This window comes from Dorea sp. AGR2135 (assembly GCF_000420885.1).
GTDB lineage: Bacteria > Bacillota > Clostridia > Lachnospirales > Lachnospiraceae > Dorea > Dorea formicigenerans.
Genome location: NZ_ATVU01000001.1, coordinates 278280 through 299562, shown reverse-complemented (window position 1 = coordinate 299562; position 21283 = coordinate 278280). Strand labels below are relative to the sequence as shown.

The 21283-nt window shown below is 41.6% G+C and carries 18 protein-coding genes and 1 pseudogene; all 19 read right to left on the bottom strand.

What is annotated here, in order from left to right:
- Nucleotides 1-10: 10 nt before the first annotated feature.
- On the bottom strand, nt 11-1135 hold the full coding sequence (locus tag G593_RS0101415) for an FtsW/RodA/SpoVE family cell cycle protein (protein ID WP_029730486.1): 1125 nt from the start codon (nt 1133-1135) through the stop codon (nt 11-13).
- Nucleotides 1132-1344, bottom strand: a complete 213-nt coding sequence (locus tag G593_RS0101410; RefSeq protein WP_005336389.1) for a cell division topological specificity factor MinE — start codon at nt 1342-1344, stop codon at nt 1132-1134. Before G593_RS0101410 ends, G593_RS0101415 begins: the two co-directional genes overlap by 4 nt.
- A 15-nt stretch (nt 1345-1359) precedes the next feature.
- The gene (gene minD / locus G593_RS0101405) at nt 1360-2151 is read right to left on the bottom strand and encodes a septum site-determining protein MinD (protein ID WP_029730485.1); all 792 of its coding nucleotides are present in this window, start codon (nt 2149-2151) and stop codon (nt 1360-1362) included.
- 100 nt (nt 2152-2251) lie between these two features.
- Nucleotides 2252-5194, bottom strand: coding sequence for a penicillin-binding transpeptidase domain-containing protein (locus tag G593_RS0101400; RefSeq protein ID WP_242827012.1), 2943 nt, complete (start codon nt 5192-5194; stop codon nt 2252-2254).
- Nucleotides 5187-5705 (bottom strand): rod shape-determining protein MreD, encoded by a 519-nt coding sequence (gene mreD / locus G593_RS0101395; protein ID WP_005336394.1) that lies wholly within the window; start codon nt 5703-5705, stop codon nt 5187-5189. Before mreD ends, G593_RS0101400 begins: the two co-directional genes overlap by 8 nt.
- 6 nt (nt 5706-5711) lie before the next feature.
- Nucleotides 5712-6605, bottom strand: coding sequence for a rod shape-determining protein MreC (mreC, locus tag G593_RS0101390; protein ID WP_005336395.1), 894 nt, complete (start codon nt 6603-6605; stop codon nt 5712-5714).
- 1 nt (nt 6606) lies between these two features.
- Nucleotides 6607-7629 (bottom strand): rod shape-determining protein, encoded by a 1023-nt coding sequence (locus tag G593_RS0101385; RefSeq protein ID WP_029730483.1) that lies wholly within the window; start codon nt 7627-7629, stop codon nt 6607-6609.
- 16 nt (nt 7630-7645) lie between these two features.
- The gene (radC, locus tag G593_RS0101380; RefSeq protein WP_005332734.1) at nt 7646-8338 is read right to left on the bottom strand and encodes a RadC family protein; all 693 of its coding nucleotides are present in this window, start codon (nt 8336-8338) and stop codon (nt 7646-7648) included.
- 35 nt (nt 8339-8373) lie between these two features.
- Complete coding sequence (locus G593_RS0101375; protein ID WP_005332732.1) at nt 8374-8634, bottom strand: DUF4321 domain-containing protein; 261 nt, start codon at nt 8632-8634, stop codon at nt 8374-8376.
- Nucleotides 8635-8727: 93 nt separating this feature from the next.
- Nucleotides 8728-10374, bottom strand: a complete 1647-nt coding sequence (locus tag G593_RS0101370) for an NAD(P)/FAD-dependent oxidoreductase (RefSeq protein WP_029730482.1) — start codon at nt 10372-10374, stop codon at nt 8728-8730.
- A gap of 156 nt (nt 10375-10530) precedes the next feature.
- Nucleotides 10531-10674, bottom strand: a pseudogene (locus G593_RS21675) (glycogen/starch/alpha-glucan phosphorylase); the annotation flags it as partial.
- A 54-nt stretch (nt 10675-10728) separates the two neighbouring features.
- Entirely contained in the window at nt 10729-11967 is a 1239-nt protein-coding gene (locus G593_RS0101360) for an NAD(P)/FAD-dependent oxidoreductase (protein WP_029730481.1), read from the bottom strand.
- A gap of 22 nt (nt 11968-11989) precedes the next feature.
- The gene (locus G593_RS0101355; protein ID WP_005332713.1) at nt 11990-13276 is read right to left on the bottom strand and encodes a methionine gamma-lyase family protein; all 1287 of its coding nucleotides are present in this window, start codon (nt 13274-13276) and stop codon (nt 11990-11992) included.
- Nucleotides 13270-14229 carry a tRNA (adenosine(37)-N6)-dimethylallyltransferase MiaA gene (miaA, locus tag G593_RS0101350; RefSeq protein WP_029730480.1) on the bottom strand — a complete coding sequence of 320 codons (960 nt, stop codon included), beginning with the start codon at nt 14227-14229 and terminating at the stop codon, nt 13270-13272. The genes G593_RS0101355 and miaA overlap by 7 nt, the downstream gene beginning before the upstream one ends.
- A gap of 34 nt (nt 14230-14263) precedes the next feature.
- Complete coding sequence (gene mutL / locus G593_RS0101345) at nt 14264-16327, bottom strand: DNA mismatch repair endonuclease MutL (protein ID WP_029730479.1); 2064 nt, start codon at nt 16325-16327, stop codon at nt 14264-14266.
- 3 nt (nt 16328-16330) lie between these two features.
- Nucleotides 16331-18973, bottom strand: coding sequence for a DNA mismatch repair protein MutS (gene mutS, locus G593_RS0101340; RefSeq protein WP_330360776.1), 2643 nt, complete (start codon nt 18971-18973; stop codon nt 16331-16333).
- A 187-nt stretch (nt 18974-19160) separates the two neighbouring features.
- The gene (locus G593_RS0101335; RefSeq protein WP_005336413.1) at nt 19161-19610 is read right to left on the bottom strand and encodes a putative ABC transporter permease; all 450 of its coding nucleotides are present in this window, start codon (nt 19608-19610) and stop codon (nt 19161-19163) included.
- Nucleotides 19611-19695: 85 nt separating this feature from the next.
- Nucleotides 19696-21135: a tRNA (N6-isopentenyl adenosine(37)-C2)-methylthiotransferase MiaB gene (miaB, locus tag G593_RS0101330; protein ID WP_029730477.1), complete on the bottom strand. Its 1440-nt coding sequence runs from the start codon at nt 21133-21135 to the stop codon at nt 19696-19698.
- Entirely contained in the window at nt 21101-21277 is a 177-nt protein-coding gene (locus G593_RS19190) for a DUF4250 domain-containing protein (RefSeq protein WP_005332682.1), read from the bottom strand. Before G593_RS19190 ends, miaB begins: the two co-directional genes overlap by 35 nt.
- Between the last annotated feature and the right edge of the window lie 6 nt (nt 21278-21283).

Genomic DNA, 21283 nt, shown 5'->3' with positions numbered 1-21283 from the left:
GTTCACTCCTTTATTGATATTTTTTTTGTTGCAGTCCGACATTTAAGACAAATCCAATACCGATATATAAACTTACAAGTGATGTCAGGCCATAACTGATAAATGGCAACGGTACTCCGGTATTCGGAAGCATATTCGTTGCTACACTTATATTAATAAAACTTTGGAATCCAATCAGACCTCCAACGCCACTACATATGATCTTTCCAGCGAGATCCCGCGATCGCATTCCAATTAATATACATTGTATCACAACAAGTAGTAATAACGCAATAATAATACAACATCCAACGAACCCAAGTTCCTCGCCAATAATGGCGAAGATAAAATCCGTCTGTGGCTCTGAGATATAGTTACCATTTTTTACAGAGGTAGTAGTATTGTTATTCAGACCTTTTCCGGTAAGCTGACCAGATCCGATTGCCATCTCAGAGTTATTCTGCTGATATGCTTCATCACTGGCATACTTTTCAGGCTCCAGGAAAGCAAGAATACGCTTTTGCTGATAGTCTTTCAAAAATGGCTGGTTTGGCTGGACGGCGATACTTAAAAAGATAATAGCCACTGGAACTAATATAAGAAGTACAGTTCCGATAAATTTGTAACTCAGTCCTCCAACATAGATCAACAGGCAGATGACAAGTGCAGTGCAGATCGTAGTAGAAAGGTTCGGTTCTACCAGAATTAAAGCAAGTGGAATTCCGGCAAGCACTGCATATTTAATCAATGTGACTGCATCGTTAATATCATCTTTGTGATCCATAAGAAATCTTGCAAAAAACAAAATTAAAAGAATTTTTGCTAGTTCTGATGGCTGAAAAGTTGTAAATCCCAAGTCAATCCAACGCTTTGCGCCGTTGGCTGTGTGTCCGAAGACAAGTACAGATAACAAACTTAATATTGCGGCTGCGTATATAATCCAGTAAAAATTAAGAATCCATATATAATCGATCAAAGATACAATAATCATAAGAACGAATCCTACACAAACACCAAAAAGCTGTTTGTTCTGAACAGATGCCTTCGCACTGCCTACAACCATAACGCCAATCACAGATAATGCAAATATAAGCAGAACAAGGCTGAACTTGTAATCTCTGAGTTTATAAGGTTTTGTTAATCTTGGTAATCTCACGTTTCTTCTCCTACATATGAAATGAAAATATGTGTTCTGTATATTTCAACATGAAAGTTATCTTCTGTAAGTTCCAGATATTTGGATAATGTCTGGAATAAATCTCTGGAAATGTTCTCATATTCTGCCGGAGAACAGCTTAAGCGGTCTGACACGATCAGCAGTTTCAATCTGCTTTTCGCAACGGACACAGAAGATTTTTTTAACATGCTGTATGTACCCTCCTATTTTTTATGAAAGACACCGGACAGTTTTGAAAATAGTCCTTGATGTCCGGAAAGATTCAAGAAAGGTACTTCAAGGCCGAGAATACGCTTGCATATATTTGTATAGGCTTTTCCGGCCAGGGAATCCAGGCTGATGACCGGTTCACCCTGATTCGTGGCAACAACAACCTGCTCATCATCTGGAATGGCTCCGATCAGTGGAATGGAGAGAATTTCAGTCACATCATCAATGGACATCATATCTCCTCGTCTTACCATATCCATTCGGATGCGATTAACGATTAGCGAACTATTGTGAATCTGATTTTTTTCTAACAGTCCAATGATGCGGTCAGCATCACGGATTGCGGAAACCTCCGGTGTTGTGACAACAAGAGCACGATCAGCTCCGGCTATTGCATTTTGGAATCCCTGTTCGATTCCGGCCGGGCAGTCTAAAAGTACATAATCAAATTCTTCTTTCAATTCTGAAGCCAGCTTTTTCATCTGTTCCGGTGAAATTGCTGATTTATCTTTTGTCTGGGCAGATGGAAGCAGATAGAGATTTTCATATCTGCGATCCCGGATTGCTGCCTGTTTCAATCGACAGGTTCCTTCAATCACATCGACCAGATTATAGACGATCTGATTTTCCAGTCCCATAACTACGTCAAGGTTGCGAAGACCAAGATCGGTATCAATGACAATGACTTTCTTTCCTAACCAAGAGAGTCCCGCACCAATATTTGCTGTTGTAGTGGTCTTACCTACACCGCCTTTTCCTGATGTAATAACAATTACTTCGCCCATGAATAACTTCCTCCTGTCAATGGCTTTGTTTCATGCTTTTGAATTTTCTTGTCGCTATGTGTTTCATGAACCATTTTGTCTTTTGAAGGGCAAGCTGCTCCTATCCTTCATTTGAAGCATTTGAACCAATGCTTGAAGCTGTTCCGGTTATCAATTCATTTTCCGGAGTGAGCTGGTAATAATATTTCATAACGTCTCTGGCTACTTCTGCTGCATAAGTAGAACTATAACCATTGGCGATACGAGTTGCAAAAGCAACTTCCGGTGAATCGCTTGGCGCAAATCCTATGAAAAGCGCATGGTCCGGATGCGTTTTACTCTGCTGAGCTGTTCCGGTCTTACCGGATAACTGGAATCCGCTTCTGTTAATATCCGAAAATGTACTACTATGAGATACAAGTACTACATTACGCATCCCTTCGTGTACAGCATCCCATGTGCTCGCAGAAATATCTGACAGAGTATTATCGATTTTTGGCTGTGATTCTTCAATGACATTGCCTTTGACATCAGTGGTCTTGTTCAGGAGTGTCAGATCAAAAAGTGTTCCTTTATTTGCAATCGTAGTAACATAGCGGGCAAGCTGACTTGTCGTGTAGTTGTTGGTACCCTGTCCAATTGCAGATGGTACAGAAGAATCATCGGAAATTTGTGGATCAGCCTCTGGAATTTCCATTCCGGAAGTGGTTCCAAGTCCAAACATCTGAGCATATTTTGAAAGCTTCTGGAGTCCAAGTTCACTGGAATAGTAAGCATTCGTTGCATCACCTTGGTTATTATCCTGGCTGATGGAATTGATTCCGTTGTCTTTCAGACTTAATCTGTAACCGACTTCATAAAAGAAACTGTTACAAGAGTTTTCAATTGCACCTGACACATCCAGGCTGCCATGCGCATATGGGTAAATCCAGCATTTTGGATTTGGTTCAATCTTTTCATAAATACCATGGCACGGAAGACGGGAATCTGTACTGATAACACCTTCGGTAAGTCCGGCTATAGCAGACAAAGGTTTGTAAGTAGATCCCGGTGCGGTCTTTTCCTGTGTCGCATTATTGTAGAATGGACGGGAACTTGCTGTTACAAGCTGATTGTAATAAGTTGAGTCCATATTGTTTGCAAGTCGGTTATTGTCATATCCCGGATAAGATACACATGCCAGAACCTGACCTGTGGAAGTATCTGTCATGACAAAAGAACCCGTACATGGTTCCAGACCGAGCTGTCCAGGTGTAATCTCCAGTGTCTGGATCTTTCCACGCATAAAGTCATAAGCTGTTGTTGCGCCACTTGCGAGTGCATTATATTGAGATTCATCATAGTTAAGTATGTTCTGCTCGTAGAGAATCATACAAAGTTCACGACCAGTAATGGATCCGGCTTTGATCATGTATTTGTAGATCAGCTTGTCAAAACTGTTATCGGATTTTAAATGTTCATTTAAGTATGAAATAATTGCCTGGAAAGTTTCCGAGGAATCCGAATATTTACCACCATTGCTTGTATAATTTTGAAGCTTTGAGGTATCAATCCAGTTCTGAGAAACAGCATAGTTTAAAAATGTGTAAACATTGATGGTCTCATCTGTTTTCCATGCTTTATAGGTTTCATCATTTTTGTTGATGACACTGGAATTTAAAATGCCGGTATTATTTGTCAATATATCTGTAACAATATAACTCAGATATGCCTGCATTTCCTTAGAATCATCTTTGTATGCAGCTGCATTAGGATCTGCAAGTGTACTGGAAAGACTTGCCAGAACCTGCTCTTTGTATCCGGAAAATGTATTATAAACTTCTTGTTCGGTTGATTTTGCATCATTCTCACTGAAATGAGTCATATTTACAACATCATTAGCAATGAGTGCGTTATAAACATCGCCAATTGGAATCATAACGTCACTTCCGTCACTGACAGAATTCCGATCAAAATCCAAAGTGTTCTGGATCTTGGAAAGAAGAATTCCGGCAAGCTCCTGTTCCAGAATATTATAGGCTGCTTTTTGCAGATTAGCATCCAAAGACAGATACACATCATTGCCAGCTTTTGGTTCTGTAGACTGAACGGTGTCCAGAACTTTACCAACGTTATTTACATATAATTTCACTTCACCTTTTTTGCCGCGAAGTGTGGAATCCAGGACTTTTTCAAGTCCGGATTTTCCGACCGTATCCGTTTTGGAATAAGTTTCCTGATCCTTTTTACTAAGTGCATCATATTCGTCTGTTGAAATCTGTCCGGTATAGCCAATTACATTTGCAAAACATTTACTGTCTGTATATCGGCGTAAGGATTCTTCTTCAATGTTAACGCCCTGCAGAGAATCACTGTTTTCCATAATATCAGCCACAGTCTGATCACTGACATCGGATGCAATCGTAGTAGAGATATATTTCTGATAACTGTTCAGAGACATTGCATAACGTACATTGACCAGTTTCAAAATCATAGTCTTGTCCAGCTTTTTCTCGTTGATACCATAACCGTAAGTTTTATCGGTACATAAGTAATGCATGATGTCGGCAGCAGACTGGGACTTTTGCTTGTCCGATAATTCATCAATGGTTTTTTTGCCGTATACATCTGCGATGAAACGCAGGCGCTGGGTATCACTTTCTGATACAAAAGAGTATTCACTATTGGCATCCAGAATAATACCAAAATCATTGATGACGGAATCACCATTACTTTCCACAATATTAATAACTTTCGTTACAATTTGATTTAAAGCTTTATTTTTTTCGGATTTTTTATCATAGTCTCCATTATCCTGAATGGTAACAGAATAAGCCAGTTCATTGTAGGCAAGCAGAACACCGTTGCGGTCATAAATATTGCCGCGGGTTCCTTCGACCTCTTTTGTTTTTTGAATCTGAAGTTCATATTTGTCGGTATAGTTCTGTCCTTTCACAATCTGCAGATAAAATACTCGTTGAAGTAATACTGCTGACAAGACGCAGAACATGATAATTGCAATAAATGTTCTTGATTTTACGATATCACTTATGCCGGATTTGATCCGGTTCCACAAATTATACAAATCGGCTTGCACTCCTTTGCTCTTCTGCTTCTAGTTTTTTGTTAATGTGTAAGATGATCTGATATACGATCAAAGTTGCTAAAATAGTGTATACAAGTTCTGGCAGGATAATATGAATCAGATAGGTTCCGAAACTAAAGTCACCTTTCAGGATATATCCGCAAAAGCAGATAATGCCACCGTAAATTAGTTCACTGCCACTGATAAGTACTAAAGGCAGTTTAATATCTTCATCATAAAACAAACGTTCAAATGTTCCGTTTAAATATCCAATCACAGTATATAAAAGTATATAAAATCCAATTGTGTTTCCCCAGAAAACGTCTGTCAAAAGTCCACAGATCACACCAACAGCCATACCTTCTTTACGTCCTCGCATAAATCCAAAAGATGCTGTTACGATTATAAACAGATTTGGCTGCACGCAGGCAAAAGCCAGTGATGGGAAAATGGTACTTTGCAAGAGAAAACACAGGATAATGATTGCCAGTGTTATGAGCTTTCGTTTCATAGATCACTACTCTCCCTTTGCTGTGTCGGAAGCAGACTCATTGTCTGCCCCGTTCGTCATATCTTCTTTTGTCTTTGTGAGAACAAGGACTTCCTGAATTTTGCTAAAATCTACCGCAGGTGTGATATAACCGGAACGAGTCAGGTTATTGGAATCCACATTGATCTCACTGATATATCCGATAAAGAGACCTTGAACAAAGCGGTCACTTACATAGGAAGTAACAACCTGTTCACCGACCTTTATGTCATTGTCATTATTAGCCAGCTTTTCAAAACGAAGACGTCCATCGTCCATTAATTTCAAATCTCCACGCACGATGCAGGTATCTGAAGTAGAGAGGATCATAGCACTTACGTTGCTGGAATTGTCAATGATTGAACGTACTCTTGCATAGTGGGGACCGACTTCTGTGACAAGTCCTACCAGCCCGCTCCCGGCCAGTACGTTACAGTTCACTTTGATGCCGTCTGCACTTCCTTTGTCTATAGTAAAATCACTGAACCAGTTCGTCCCGTTGTTCGCAATGACATGTGCACCGATTTTTTCGTAATCAGAGTAGTTCTGATCCAGTTTGTACAAATCGCGCAGACGTTCTAATTCGTATTCGTCCTGGCGAAGTCTTGTATTATCAATAGTCAGTTCATCTACTTTGGACTGCAAAGTTTCATTTTGCTTTTTCATATCCTGAAGTGTCTCAAAGTTATCAGAAAGATCACTTAACCATCTTCCAACATAGCTGATACCTTTCTGCATTGGGACAACTGTATAATCACCGATAAATCGAAGCGGCCCCCCGCCGTCTGTCACCTGATCGATTCCCAAAAGAATCACACAGATGACTGCAATGATTGCCAGCCAGTATTTACTTGGAATTGAGGATTGGTTTTTTATCTTCATATTATCTCATCCACCTATAACTTTCGTCTAACATTGAGTATGCTAATTTACTGAGATCCTTGGAAAGCATGATTTTCTTTAACCCATTCACTGCACAAATGCCCGGCTTTTGGGCAGCAGTTGTGTGGATTTTAGTCATACTTTCTACATAAGCATCCAGACCGCTCATATTCGCAATTCCACCAGTCAGATAAATCCCATTCTGGTAAATAGCTTTCCGGATCTCCGGCGGTGTACGGTCCAGCATAGAGCGGACGGCTTTCATACATTCCAGAAGAGTATCTTTAAATGCGGCTCTTACAAGTGTGATGGAAATGGTCTTTCGCATAGGGAGTCCGGTGATCAGATCCCTTCCTGCTACAGAGAAAGCGGTCTCAGAATCGCCGTTAAAAACATCGAACTGTTGTCTTAATATTTCTGCCGTTCTGCTTCCAATCAAAAAATCATGACTGTTCCGTATAAGATTCACAATTTCCTGATCCAGTGTTGTACCGCCAAGCTTTAACAGGCGGTTAAAGACGATACCACCTTCGGTGAGGACGGATAATTCGGTTGTCTCACCACCGAAATTAATAATCATAACACCCGTTGTATTTTGTACATCAATACCAAGACCGACTGCATCGGCAATGGAACGTTCTACGATATTAACTTCTCGTGCCTTTGCATTTGAGTGGATCACAAGGTCAAAAAAGGCTTTTTTCTGTACCTCAGTTACATCAGTTGGTACCGCAATCACATATTCCGCACCCCGGCTGAAATGTCGGTTCTTTTTTAGAATATTCTGAAGCAGGTTCTGCATATCATTGAAATGGGAAATAACGCCGTCACGCATTGGAAATGCAACTTCAATATCCGGTGGAGTCTTTTCATACATCTGATAAGCATCTTCACCGATTGCAATAATTTCTTTTTTATCCTGAACTGCAAGCACATTCTTTTCTTTCCAGATGGTATCTTGCTTTTTGTCATAGACTTTGATTTCGTAGGATCCCAGATCCAGTCCATAGGTGTTCCTTGCCATATGATTCAAATCCTTTCTACAGCATTCCTTCTTCGCGAAAACTCACATAACAATTATTCCCAATGATGATGTGATCTAAAAGCTCGATCCCGATTAGAGCTCCCGCATCCTGAATGCGCCTTGTAATGAGCCGGTCTTCTCTGCTTGGTGTCGGCTCACCACTTGGATGATTATGTAAAATAATAACAAATACAGCATTCTTTTGTAATGCTTCAATAAATAATTCTCTTGGCGTAATTAAGGAAGCATTCACCGTTCCTTTTGATATATTCGTTTCGCCAATGAGTTTTGATTTGGAATTCAGCATGAGCAGTTTCATGATTTCCTGCTTTTCATGCCGGAGATCTTCCATGTAGTACCTTGCAATCGAATCCGGATTTTCAAAACTTAATAATTCCCCGGCAGAGGCTTTGGAAAGTCTCTTCGCAAGCTCTGAGATACAGGATAGCTGGACTGCTTTCACGCGTCCGACACCGTGAATTTTCTTCAATCGCTCAATACTGAACTGATGAATACCGAGAATTCCACTTTCGCCGTTGTGATAAAGAATACGACTGGCAAGCTCGAGAGCATTCTCCCCTCTCGTACCGGTCCGAAGCAGCACAGCTAAAAGTTCTGTGTCACTCAGAGCACCGGCGCCGAGCTTTTCGCATTTTTCATAAGGCCTGTCGGCACTCGGTATCTCTTTCATGGTAACTTTTTGATTCATATATTCCTTTAGATTCGATGATTCTCTTCGGTAGACTATAAGAAGCGGTAAATGATAATTGCAATCACAACGCCTATAATGCTGGCAATTGTAATCTTGATCGTAAGACCAAATGTAATGACCAGAAGTCCCAGATTGACTACAATCGGCGTATCAAGCCCGAACGTCTGCCCATAGCCAAGCCAGCTAAGTGCCGGCACCCCTTCTGCCAGCATGCCAATAAAGCCTCCAAGGACGATTCCTGTTAATAACAACAGAAAAAGTGCCCAGGAGTTCTTTCCGCCTGCTCCTTTCATATGTACCCCTCCTCATGTTTCTTCTATCTGAAAACTCCATACATTTTAGCACATTTCTGAAAATGTGTATAGACTTATACCCTTAAAAAATTCTTAAACATTCTTAGGATTGTCGAAAGCCATGTATTTTTGACTGACAGCTTCTGCCACTTTCAGTCCATCCATGGCGGCTGATGTAATACCGCCTGCATATCCCGCACCTTCCCCGCATGGATAAAGTCCTTTTACAGAACTTTGCAAGGTCTCGTCACGCAGAATACGGACTGGTGAAGAGGTACGGCTTTCTACACCGGAGAGGACTGCATCATCGCGGCCGTAGCCTGGGATTTTCTTTCCAAATTCCGTAATTCCCTCTTCCAGGCATCTCGCAATAAACTCAGGAAAAATGCTCCTTACATTGCCCCAACTATAAGCACCTTTCATCTGTGGGGCTACAGCACCTGCACTGGAAGATGGCACATTTTTCTTAAAGTCACCAAAAAGCTGGACCGGAATCTTCCCTTGCCCTTCAGCAAATGCAGCCTCTTCTAATTGGCGCTGAAAAGCCAGACCTCCGAGGATGCCTTTTTCTGGGAAATCTTCCGGTGAGACGGTTACGATTACTGCACTATTGGCATTTTTGCCATTTCGCCCGCTATAGCTCATGCCGTTTACTGCAAGTCGGTTCTCTTCAGATGAAGCATTTACTACATAACCGCCTGGACACATGCAGAAAGTATAGACACCTCTGCCCTCTTTTGTCTTAGCTGTTAATTTATATGCAGCAGCAGGAAGGCTCTCGGGTGCATTTTTACCATATTGAGATTCGTCAATCATATCTTGTGGATGTTCTACGCGTACGCCTACAGCGAATGGTTTTGGCTCCATTTTTATATCTGAGAGATTTAAAAGCCCAAAAGTGTCTCTGGCGCTGTGACCAATGGCAAGTACTGCAACGTCCGTCAGTAAATCTTCTCCGATGTTTGTTCTGGTATCTTCCAGATGAAGCATCGCAAGTGCCGGCTCATCTGAAAAATCAATGCTGCGTTTTGTACGGATTCCTGTCACTTTTGTATGAAAACGAACTTCACCACCCATAGAGATGATTGCCTCACGTATATTTTTAACGACCTTTGCCAGAATATCAGTTCCGATATGTGGCTTTGCATCATAAAGAATGGATTCCGGTGCCCCATATTTCACAAAAAGACGCAGGACTTCCTTTCCTCTGTTATGGGTATCGTGCACAAGCGTATTTAACTTCCCATCAGAAAATGTACCTGCACCGCCTTCGCCGAACTGGACATTAGACTCAGGATTTAGTTTGCCTGTTTTCCAGAAATCTTGTACGTCTTTCTGGCGCTCTTCCATAGAAGCACCACGTTCTAAAAGAATTGGACGGTATCCCATGCGTGCAAGCGCATAACCACAGAACAGACCGGCCGGTCCGGTCCCGATTACAACAGGCCTGTAAGTCAGTACATGTGTTCCGGTCGGAGCGCAATGATAGCTATCATTTTCTTCTTTTATTGTAACATTTTTATTCTGGTTCTTTTTTATAATCCGCTTTTCATTCTGAACGTTTGCTGCAATCGTGTAAACATAAAAAAGATTTGGTTTCTTTCTGGCATCCAGAGATTTTTTTTCAATATGCCAGGTCAGAAGATCTGAGCTGGAAATTTTTAATGTTGTATATATTTTCTTTTCAAGGTCACTTTTTTTATGAGTAACCGGAAGCCTTAACTGACTGATTCTGATCATGTTTTCCTCCTTGTACATGTAATCGATAACTAAAAAAGGGCCACCGGACCTTTTTGTCGTATGCTTGGCAACGAAAAAACCAAAGCCATTTTAGCTTTCGCGAAAAATGGCCTTGGTTTAGTATAGCTCATATTTATGTTTCAGACAAGTATACGATTAAAGTTTCCAGATATCCCGGTTATATTCGGCAATGGTCCGGTCAGAAGAAAAATATCCGGCTTTTGCAGTATTTATTAACATTTTTCCAGCCCAGTTCATACGATCCTCGTAGTCAGCCATTACGTTCTCTTTCACAGCAACTTCAAAAAATACTTTTTATATAACATGTTTTATTTATGCATCTTAAAGCAATTGTTATAGATCAGATGCTGCATGTTTTCCTGCCAGATAACCGGTAGCCCATGCCCACTGTAGATTATAACCGCCACAAATTCCATCAACGTCAAGAAGTTCTCCGGCAAGATAGAGATCTTTTGTAATACAGGACTGCATCGTCTCCATATCTACTTCTTTTAAGCTGACACCGCCTGCGCTAACTTGAGCATTGTCAAACCCGTTGGTATCAGAAATGTTTAACCTGCAAGACTTTATGGCCTCACACAGTCTTGTAAGGTCTGCTCCTTTGATCATATTTAGTTTCGCAGAAAAACGGATGCCTGAGATTCGGAGTATTTCCGGAATTAGTTTTGTGTGAAGAATTCCGGTCAGAAGGTCTTCCGGTTTTGCTTTTTGGTTCTCGCTCAGGTGCTGAAGCTTTTTGCTAAATAGTTCTCTAAGTGAAGCTTCCTCTAATTCCGGCAGAAAGTCAATCATAACCTGCGCATTTTGCTTTTCATATAAAGCCCTGGAAATATAGCGGCTGACTTGAAATACAGGAATTCCGGATATGCCATAATTGGTAATCTGAAGTTCACCGGTATCTGAGGCAGCCATACGCCCATGGATCAAGGCTGTTACTTTTGCATCTGTCCTGACTCCTGAAGCTTTTTGAAAGGCAAAATCCTTTACTTTTAACTGCACCAGTGCCGGAACAACCGGCACAACAGAATGCCCCAGTGATTTGACAAGGGTATAACCGCTGCCATCAGAGCCGAGTTTCGAAGAAGCCTTTCCGCCGGCTGATAAAATGATGCGGTCAGCTTGAATTTTTTCGCTGCCGGTCTCAATCTGGAATCCTTTTTTTGTCCGGCATATGGATGTCACTGCGTTCTCACGTCTGATGTCTGCGCCCAGCTCTTTTAAACGATTATCCAGAACAGAACGGACGACAGATGCCTGATCACATCTTGGATAAATGTATCCATTTCTGGATTTCATCAGAAGTCCCAGATTTTCGAAAAAACGAATGGTATCCGAATATCCAAAGGCTTTTAGAACAGAAGAAATCAATTGCGGCTCATCACTTCGGAAATAATCCAAAGACATGTTTTTATTTGTCAGATTACAGCGCCCATTTCCGGTAGACAAAATTTTCTTTCCAAGAATATCCTTCTGATCAAAGATAATGACCTGAATGTCTGGATTTGTCTCAAGGGCGGTGATGCCCGCCAACATACCGGAAGCACCGCCTCCGACAATTGCAAGTGTTTTCATATCTGAACTCCTTAACTTTATATTATAACTCTGTTACAAGGTCTTCTCTTACCAGATACTCTAAAGACATTAATATTCCAAGCTTTGCATGCTGCCATGTAAGTCCGCCCTGGAAATACACTGCATATGGCTCTTTGATCGGACCATCGGCACTCAGCTCGATAGAGGATCCCTGAACAAATGCTCCGGCTGCCATAATAACATCACTGTCATATCCTGGCATCGGCCATGGTTCTGGTGTGACATAGGAATCAACCGGGGCAGCAGCCTGGATTCCCTTACAGAATGCGATGACACCTTCCGGTGTTCCAAGTTCTACTGCCTGAATAATATCGTGGCGGCTCTCCGTACCATTTGGAATGACACTGTAACCTAATTTTTCGTAGATGTTTGCTGCAAAGATGGCTCCTTTTAAAGCACCTGCTGTCACAGTCGGTGCCAGGAAAAGTCCCTGGAAGAAGGACTGCATGACACCGAGAGATGCACCAACTTCCTTTCCAAGTCCTGGAGAAGTCAGGCGGTATCCACAATTATCAATCAGATCTTTTCGTCCTGCGATATATCCGCCAATTGGCGCAAGTCCACCGCCCGGGTTCTTGATCAGGGAACCAACGACCATATCTGCACCCACATCACTTGGCTCAATCGTCTCTACAAATTCACCGTAACAGTTATCGACCATACAGATAACGTCTGGTTTGATACTCTTTACAAATGCAATCAGTTCTCCAATCTGTGAGACGGAAAAGCTTGGTCTTGTCTGATATCCTTTGGAACGCTGGATTGTGACAAGCTTTGTCTTTTCATTGATTGCTTTTTTGATATTGTCATAGTCAAATGCACCGCCTTCCAGAAGATCTACCTGGCGATAGGAAATTCCGTACTCCGCAAGAGAACCGTTCGATGGGCGGATTCCAATGACTTCTTCCAATGTGTCATAAGGTTTTCCGACTGGAGATAGAAGCTCATCGCCCGGGCGCAGATTTGCAGCCAGTGCCAGTGCCAGTGCGTGAGTTCCGCATGTGATCTGCGGTCTTACAAGAGCACTTTCTGTATGAAAAATCTCTGCGTACACTTCTTCCAGTGTGTCACGTCCCGGGTCGTCATAACCGTATCCGCTGGCGTATTTGAAACAGCCGGCATTGACTTTACATTTCTGCATTGCATGCACGACTTTCAACTGATTGTACTCTGCCACTTTGTCGATGGCATCAAAACGTTCTTTTAAAGTTCCTTCAATCTGGCTTCCGAAATCGTAAACCTCTCTGCGGATTCCCATTTCCAGATACATATCTTCTATATTTAACATGATTGTTCCTCCAAAATATCTTTTTTAATGGATTCGAGCATCACTTCCAGAATCTTATCTTCATCATAATTGTAATCTTTTTTATTAATCCATGTCACATGCTTCTCTCGCTTGAACCATGTAATCTGACGTTTTGCAAAATGTCTTGTATCTCGTTTGATTTTGTAAATGGCATCTTCTAATGTGCATGCTCCGTCCAGATAGTCCAGAATTTCTTTATATCCAAGTCCCTGCATAGAAACCATACTGCGGTCATAACCACGCGCTTTTAAAGCCTTAACTTCTGCGACAAGCCCATCTTCTATCATCTGGTCGACTCGTAGATCTATACGGCGGTACAGGTTCTTGCGGTCATCATTTAAGATAAAATATACAAATTGATAGGGCGACTCTTTTTGCCGCTCTGTTTCATTGTGTTCAGAAATTTTCATTCCGGTTTTCTGATAAAATTCCAATGCCCGAATGACCCGCTTTATATTATTTGCATGGATAGTATCTGCCGACTTTGGGTCCACTTCGCGAAGTTTTTCATGAAGTGCCTTTGCGCCATGTCCTTCTGCAAATGTTTCTAATTCTGCGCGGAGCGAGGTGTCATTATCATTATCTGTAAAATCAATATCATAAAGTAGTGCCTGAATATAAAATCCGGTTCCGCCTACTACGATTGGAATATGCCCGGCAGCATAGATCTTTTTCATAGCTTCTTTTGCCATCTGTTGAAAACAGACAACATGAAATTCATCGTCTGGTTCCAGTTCATCTACTAAGTAATGTGGGACATGCTGCATTTCTTCCAGACGGATTTTTGCTGAACCAATATCCATATATTTGTAGACCTGCATGGAATCTGCAGAAATAATCTCACCACCGATTGCTTTTGCAAGACCAATGGAAGCCTTTGTTTTACCGACTGCAGTAGGTCCGGTGAGAATGATTAAAGGTTGTTTTTGCATGATATATCATCCCTTACATTTTTCATATTCGATATTAAACAATACGTTTGAATTTCTTTTCCAGTTCGCGCCTTGACATGGCGATAATGGTAGGTCTCCCATGTGGACAGTGATAAGGATTGTCCAGTGACAGAAGTTCCGTGATCAATGTGTCTACTTCTGCAGCGCTCAATCGCATATTTCCTTTGACAGCTGCCTTACAGGACATAGATGCAATCTTTTCGTCAATCAGATTAGATGGCGCATTTCGGTTGATTTCATCAGACAGACTGTCAATCATCTCCATGAGCAGTTCTTTTTTTGCAATACTGAACAGATTGTCCGGTACAGCGCGGACTGCATAGGAATCCTGTCCGAATTCTTCTATCTCAAAACCAATCCGCGTGAACTGATCCATATAAAGCCTGAGAAGTTCTGCCTCCTGCATAGACAGATTCAGTACGATTGGCGGACTAATAAGCTGAGAAGTAAACTCCCGTGTCTTCATGCCCTTCAATGTCTGTTCATACAGAACTCTCTCATGAGCTGCATGCTGGTCGATAATATATAAGTTATCATGAAATTCTACCAGCCAGTAAGTATCAAAGACCTGGCCGATAATCTTATGTTCCGCTTTTGCCTGTGGCTCCAGAAGTTTTTCTTCAAAGAAATTGAGCTGCTGTGGTTTTTCCGCAGGAACTTGTCTTGCAGTATAATTTGGCATCTCTGCAATCTGAGAGCCTTGTGCCTGCATATTTTGTTGTGGTTCATATGAGCTTTGTGCCTGCACATTTTTCTGTGGCTTACAGGAGTCAGGAGCTGGTATATTTTTCTGTGGTTTATAGGAGTCCTGCACTGATACATTTTTCTGCGGTTTACAGGAGTCTGTATAGGATGAAGCATGTGTTGTTTCTTGCTTGTTTTCGTGCAGCGCTTCATGGTAAGAATATACTCTCTTCTTCATCTCATTCATAAAGTATTGCAGCTTTTCATCTTCATTTTGTGGTGACTGCAAAGAAGTTCGCAGCTTTTCGGTATGTTCTGCCTCACTTTTTTTCGGCAGATCCTTCTTCGACTCTTTCGGTTCTTCTGGAATTTTTATATCATCCAATGTCACTTCGGGAATCAGCTCCCGTTCATGTAGTCCGTCATCGACAGCCGCAAACAGGGTATTATAAATCTCCTGCTGATTATTAAAACGGACATCCATTTTGGTCGGATGCACATTAACATCTACATGTTCTGTGTCTACGTCCAGGTAAAGTACGACAAATGGGTATTTGTGCTGCATAGTAAAATCTTTATATCCGTCTTCAATTGCCTTGGAGATGATACTGCTTTTAATGTATCTTCCATCTACGAAATAATTTTCAAAATTACGGTTGCCGCGGGAAATCAAGGGCTTTCCAAGATATCCGGTAATGTGGATTCCTTTTCTTTCAAAATCTACTTCAATCAGATTCGATGCAATCTCCCGTCCGTATATATGATAGATGACATCCTTCAAATTTCCATTGCCGGAAGTATGAAGTTTAACCTGACCGTTGTTGATAAAACGAAAGGAAACTTCCGGATGAGACAACGCCAGTCTTGTAACCAGGTCTCCGACGTGACTTGCCTCTGTCATAGCAGTTTTTAAAAACTTTCTTCTGGCAGGTGTGTTGTAGAAAAGCTGTCGGATCAAAAATGTCGTGCCATCCGGGGCACCGGCATCTTCAAGTGATTCTTCCTTTCCACCGGCAATCTTATATCGCACGCCAAATTCTGCTTCCTTTGTCTTGGTCAGAAGCTCTACCTGTGAGACCGCTGCAATACTGGAAAGTGCTTCACCACGGAAACCAAGAGATGAAATGTGTGCAAGATCCTCTGCACTTCGGATCTTACTTGTAGAATGGCGTAAAAATGCAGCACGGACATCTTCTTTATCAATTCCGATTCCGTTGTCAGCGATTCGCATAAATGTAATGCCACCTTCCTTGATCTCGACAGTTACAGCAGTCGCACCGGCATCAATTGCATTCTCAGCAAGCTCTTTGACTACGGATGCCGGACGTTCTATGACTTCCCCGGCGGCAATTTTATCAATTGTAATCTGGTCTAATACCTGTATCTTACTCATGGTCTACCACCTGTTTTTTAATTTGTTCTGAAGCTGATAAAGGGTATTGAGTGCTTCAATTGGTGTCAGGTTTCCAAGATCAAGCTCTTTTAACTCTTTTAATACGTCATCATCTTTCACTGTATCGAACAATGACATCTGAGCCAGATCCACGTCATCATATTTTTTCGCCTTAGGTTTTGGGGCACCCAGAACAGCAATATCTTTGATCCGGCTTGTAATATCCGTCTGAACCAGTTCTTCTACAATTTCCTTTGCCCGGTCAGTAACAGACTCCGGCACCCCTGCAAGCTTCGCTACCTGGATACCATAACTTTTGTCCGCACCACCTTTGACAATTTTTCTAAGGAAAATGATATCGTCGCCGTTCTCTTTAACCGCAATGCAATAGTTATTCACGTTATCTATTTTGCCTTCCAGCTCGGTCAGCTCATGGTAATGTGTGGCAAATAAAGTTTTAGCACCAAGAAGTTTGCTGTTACTGATATGTTCGATGACTGCCCAGGCAATGCTGAGCCCATCAAATGTACTCGTTCCACGACCAATCTCGTCAAGTATTAAAAGACTCTTGCTAGTGGCATTTCTTAAAATATTTGCGACTTCCGTCATCTCAACCATAAATGTACTCTGACCACTTGCCAGATCATCAGAAGCTCCTACACGGGTAAAAATACGGTCTACCAGACCGATGTCGGCTTTGGCGGCAGGAACAAAAGAGCCAATCTGAGCCATCAGGACAATCAGGGCCGTCTGGCGCATGTAGGTAGACTTTCCGGCCATGTTCGGTCCGGTTATAATGGCAATCCGGTCTTTTTTATCGTTCAGATATGTATCATTGGAAATGAACATATCATTTGGAATCATTTTCTCAACTACCGGGTGACGGCCCTCTTTGATGTCAATGACACCTTTTTCATTTATCTTCGGACGCACATAATTATTTTGCTCTGCAACAAGAGCCAGAGAAGCCAATGTATCAATCTGGGCGATCACTTTGGCAGTTTTCTGGACACGGACAACATCTTTGGCTACACGGCTCCGGATATCACTGTAAAGCTCATACTCCAGAGAATAAAGCTTATCTTCCGCACCGAGAATCGTATCCTCCAGTTCTTTTAATTCCGGAATAATATAACGCTCTGCATTGGCAAGGGTCTGCTTTCTTGTATAATAATCCGGAACCAGATCTTTAAAAGAATTGGTTACTTCCAGATAGTAGCCGAATACTTTATTGTATTTAATCTTTAGATTTTTGATGCCGGTTTTCTCACGCTCGTCACTTTCCAGTTTTGCAAGCCAGTCTTTCCCGTCAGACTTAGCCGAGCGGAGCTTATCGACTTCCGGATTATACCCGTCGCGGATAATACCGCCTTCCTTCATGGCAAGCGGCGGATCTTCTTTGATTGCATCTTTGATCAGTGTGCACAGATCTTCCAGCGTATCTAAATCTTCATAAAGTTCTTTCAAAAGCGGACTTGTCATCTCACTTAAAATATATTTGATATGAGGCAGCATAGAAAGAGAACTTTCAAATGCAATCATATCTCTCGGGTTCGCAGACTGATATGTAATCTTGCTGACCAGACGCTCAAGATCGTAGATTGGCGACAGATATTCCCGGATCTCTTCTCTTGAAATCGCGTTATCTAAAAGCTCATTGAGAGCATCCAGACGTTTCTCAATATCATATTTCTGAACCAGTGGCTGTTCAATATACTTTCGGAGATTTCTGGCACCCATGGCGGTTTTCGTCTTATCCAGTACCCAGAGAAGGCTCCCTCTCTTCTGCTTCTCTCTTAAAGTCTCACAAAGTTCAAGATTCCGTCTTGTAGCACTGTCGAGAAGCATATATTTTCCGGCAGCATATGGAATCAGGCGTGACATATGGGAAAGAGATGTCTTCTGAGTCTCTTTCAGATAGATCAAAAGGGCTCCGGAAGCAATGATCCCACAGTCATAATCTGCAAGGCCAAGACCAGTCAATGATCCGACTTTGAAATGTTCTTTTAATGTATCCTGACAGATCGCATCATCAAAATACCATGGATCCAGTGAATAAATGGTAATTCCAAGGCGGTTCTTCAAATCTTCGATGTTCATGCCACTCATGAAAAATGCTTCATTACAGATAAGCTCCGACGGCATAAGTTTATAAATTTCGTCAAACAGTTTTTCTTCTGTATTAATCTCCGTAACAAAATAATCGCCGGTCGTAACATCAGCGACAGACAACCCAAAACGATCTTCCATGTAAACAACACACATAATGTAGTTGTTCTTTGTCTCGTCTAATGCCTGCATATCCAGGTTCGTTCCAGGTGTGGCAATCCGGACAACCTCACGTTTGACGATTCCTTTTGCAGTTGCCGGATCTTCCATCTGTTCGCAGATGGCGACCTTGTAACCTTTAGATACGAGCCGATTCAGATAACCGTCTACTGCATGGAACGGGACACCGCACATCGGTGCACGTTCTTCCAGTCCACAGTTTTTTCCGGTAAGGGTGATGTCCAGTTCTTTTGATGCTACCAGCGCATCATCAAAGAACATCTCATAGAAATCTCCCAGTCTATAAAATAAAATGCAGTCTTTGTATTCTTCTTTTGTTTTCATATACTGCTGCATCATAGGTGTTAATTCAGCCACTTTTTTATCTCCTCTTGTGTAATACTTGTGAATTCAGGAATGCCATTGGCAATCTCGAAACTTCGGCATCTTTATATTATAACATCTCATCCTGTTTCATGAAAGTCGAAATTTTAGACAAACAGGAAAAAATTAGTTATCACTACCTGCCACATGTTTATCAAATATCAAAACGGATGATGTAATACTACCAAATGCGGTAATGTGGCATTGGTTCTTTATAGAACCAATGGAGCAGATATCCGGACAGAAGGATACCCATAGTACATAAAAAAGAAAAAATAAGCGCAAAGGGAAGGCAAATCTGCCCCCATAACTGCAATGGCATATCCGAATAATCCCAAACTGCCAGGTGATACCATTTGTTTACGATAATTCCAGTGATAAATTCCATACTCACAACAAAGATCGTACAACGTGTAATTTGTCTTGGCAGAGTGTCCTGCCAATTTGTCAGCCGCCCCTGCCATGTAAAAAACTGCATGCACAGTCCGCCAAGCATGAACATACTTATATGTGAAAAACCGCGAAATAAGACTTCAATCCCATAATAAATGCATCCTCCGACAGCCCATAGTACAAGATATTCACTTATATTTTTTAAATAAATGTTTTTCTTTGATAAGCTATTCTTCATATAAAAACGCCCTCACTATCTGTTCTTACAAAATAGTGTGAGCGTTTTCTACTCGTTTTATCAATAGCATCACTGGTATATTTTTCTATACCTGTTCTCCAATATAATAGAAGCCTTTACATTGATCCAGCTTCACATTGACATAATCGCCGATCATAGATGCATCTCCCTGGAAATGAACAAGAATGTTATTGCTGAGTCGTCCGGTCACCATATGATCATCATGGTCACTGACAGATTCAACCAGCACTTCCTGAATGGTTCCTTCGTGTACAGCACATACCTCTGCTGCAATTGTCTGAACCTCTTTCAGGAGACGGTCAAAACGATCTTTTACAACATCCTCCGGAACCTGATCTTCCATTGTGGCAGCAGGCGTTCCGGTTCTCTTGGAGTAGATAAATGTAAACGCACTGTCGTATCGCACTTTTCTTACGATATCTAAAGTTTCCAGGAAGTCCTCTTCTGTCTCACCAGGAAATCCGACAATAATATCTGTTGTCAGAGAGATATCCGGCACAGCGGCACGGATTTTATCTACCAGTTCCAGATACTGTTCTTTTGTATAATGGCGGTTCATCTTCTTTAAAATACGACTGCTGCCGGATTGTACGGGAAGATGAAGGTGTTTACAGATTTTTTCACTCTTACCCATCACTTCGATCAATTCATCAGAAAGATCTTTTGGGTGGGAAGTCATAAAGCGGATTCGATGAAGTCCCTCAATTTGCTCGATTTTTTGTAGTAGTTCTGCAAAGGACAACGGTTCTTCCAAGTTCTTTCCGTAAGAATTTACATTTTGTCCAAGAAGCATAACTTCTGTGACACCATCAGCTACAAGACGTTCGATTTCCCGTACAATTGCTTCTGGTTTGCGGCTTCTCTCACGTCCTCTTACATATGGCACGATACAGTAACTACAGAAATTATTGCAGCCAAACATAATGTTGACTCCGGATTTAAAGGAATATTTCCTGTCGTTTGGAAGATCTTCGACAATCTTATCAGTATCTTTCCAGATATCAATGACCATGCGGCCACTTTCGTAAACTGCAGTAATTAGTTCCGCAAATTTATAAATGTTATGGGTGCCGAAAATAAGATCTACGAAGCGATAGCTTGTACGAAGCTTTTCTACAACTTCAGGTTCCTGCATCATACAGCCGCACAGGGCAATCTTCATATGTGGATTTTTCTTTTTATGTGACTTTAACTGACCAAGGCGTCCGTAAACTCTTGTATTCGCATTTTCCCGGACGGTACATGTATTAAAGATTACAAAATCTGCCTCTTCTTCCGCCGCTTCTTCGTAGCCTATTTCAAGTAGAATTCCACGTAATTTTTCCGAATCGCGCGCATTCATCTGACACCCAAAGGTTGTGACGCAGAAAGTCATCGGCCTTCCTGCTTCTTCTGCTTCTTTTCTTACGTATTCTTTCGCTTTTTCTATGAAATAATATTGTCTTTCCGGTTCCTTATGCGGTGCAGGATCAGACAAATTGATTCCTGATGTTATCGTATTCATAATCAATCCCTTTCAACGTATCTGTAATAGATGTTTTCGTGATTTCGCGGTCTTCGCATAGTGCGTCCAGCGATGGATATTTATCTCTGAGTTCTGTATTGATCACGCTAAGAAGCATGACTGGATCTTTTGGTAATTCCATATATAA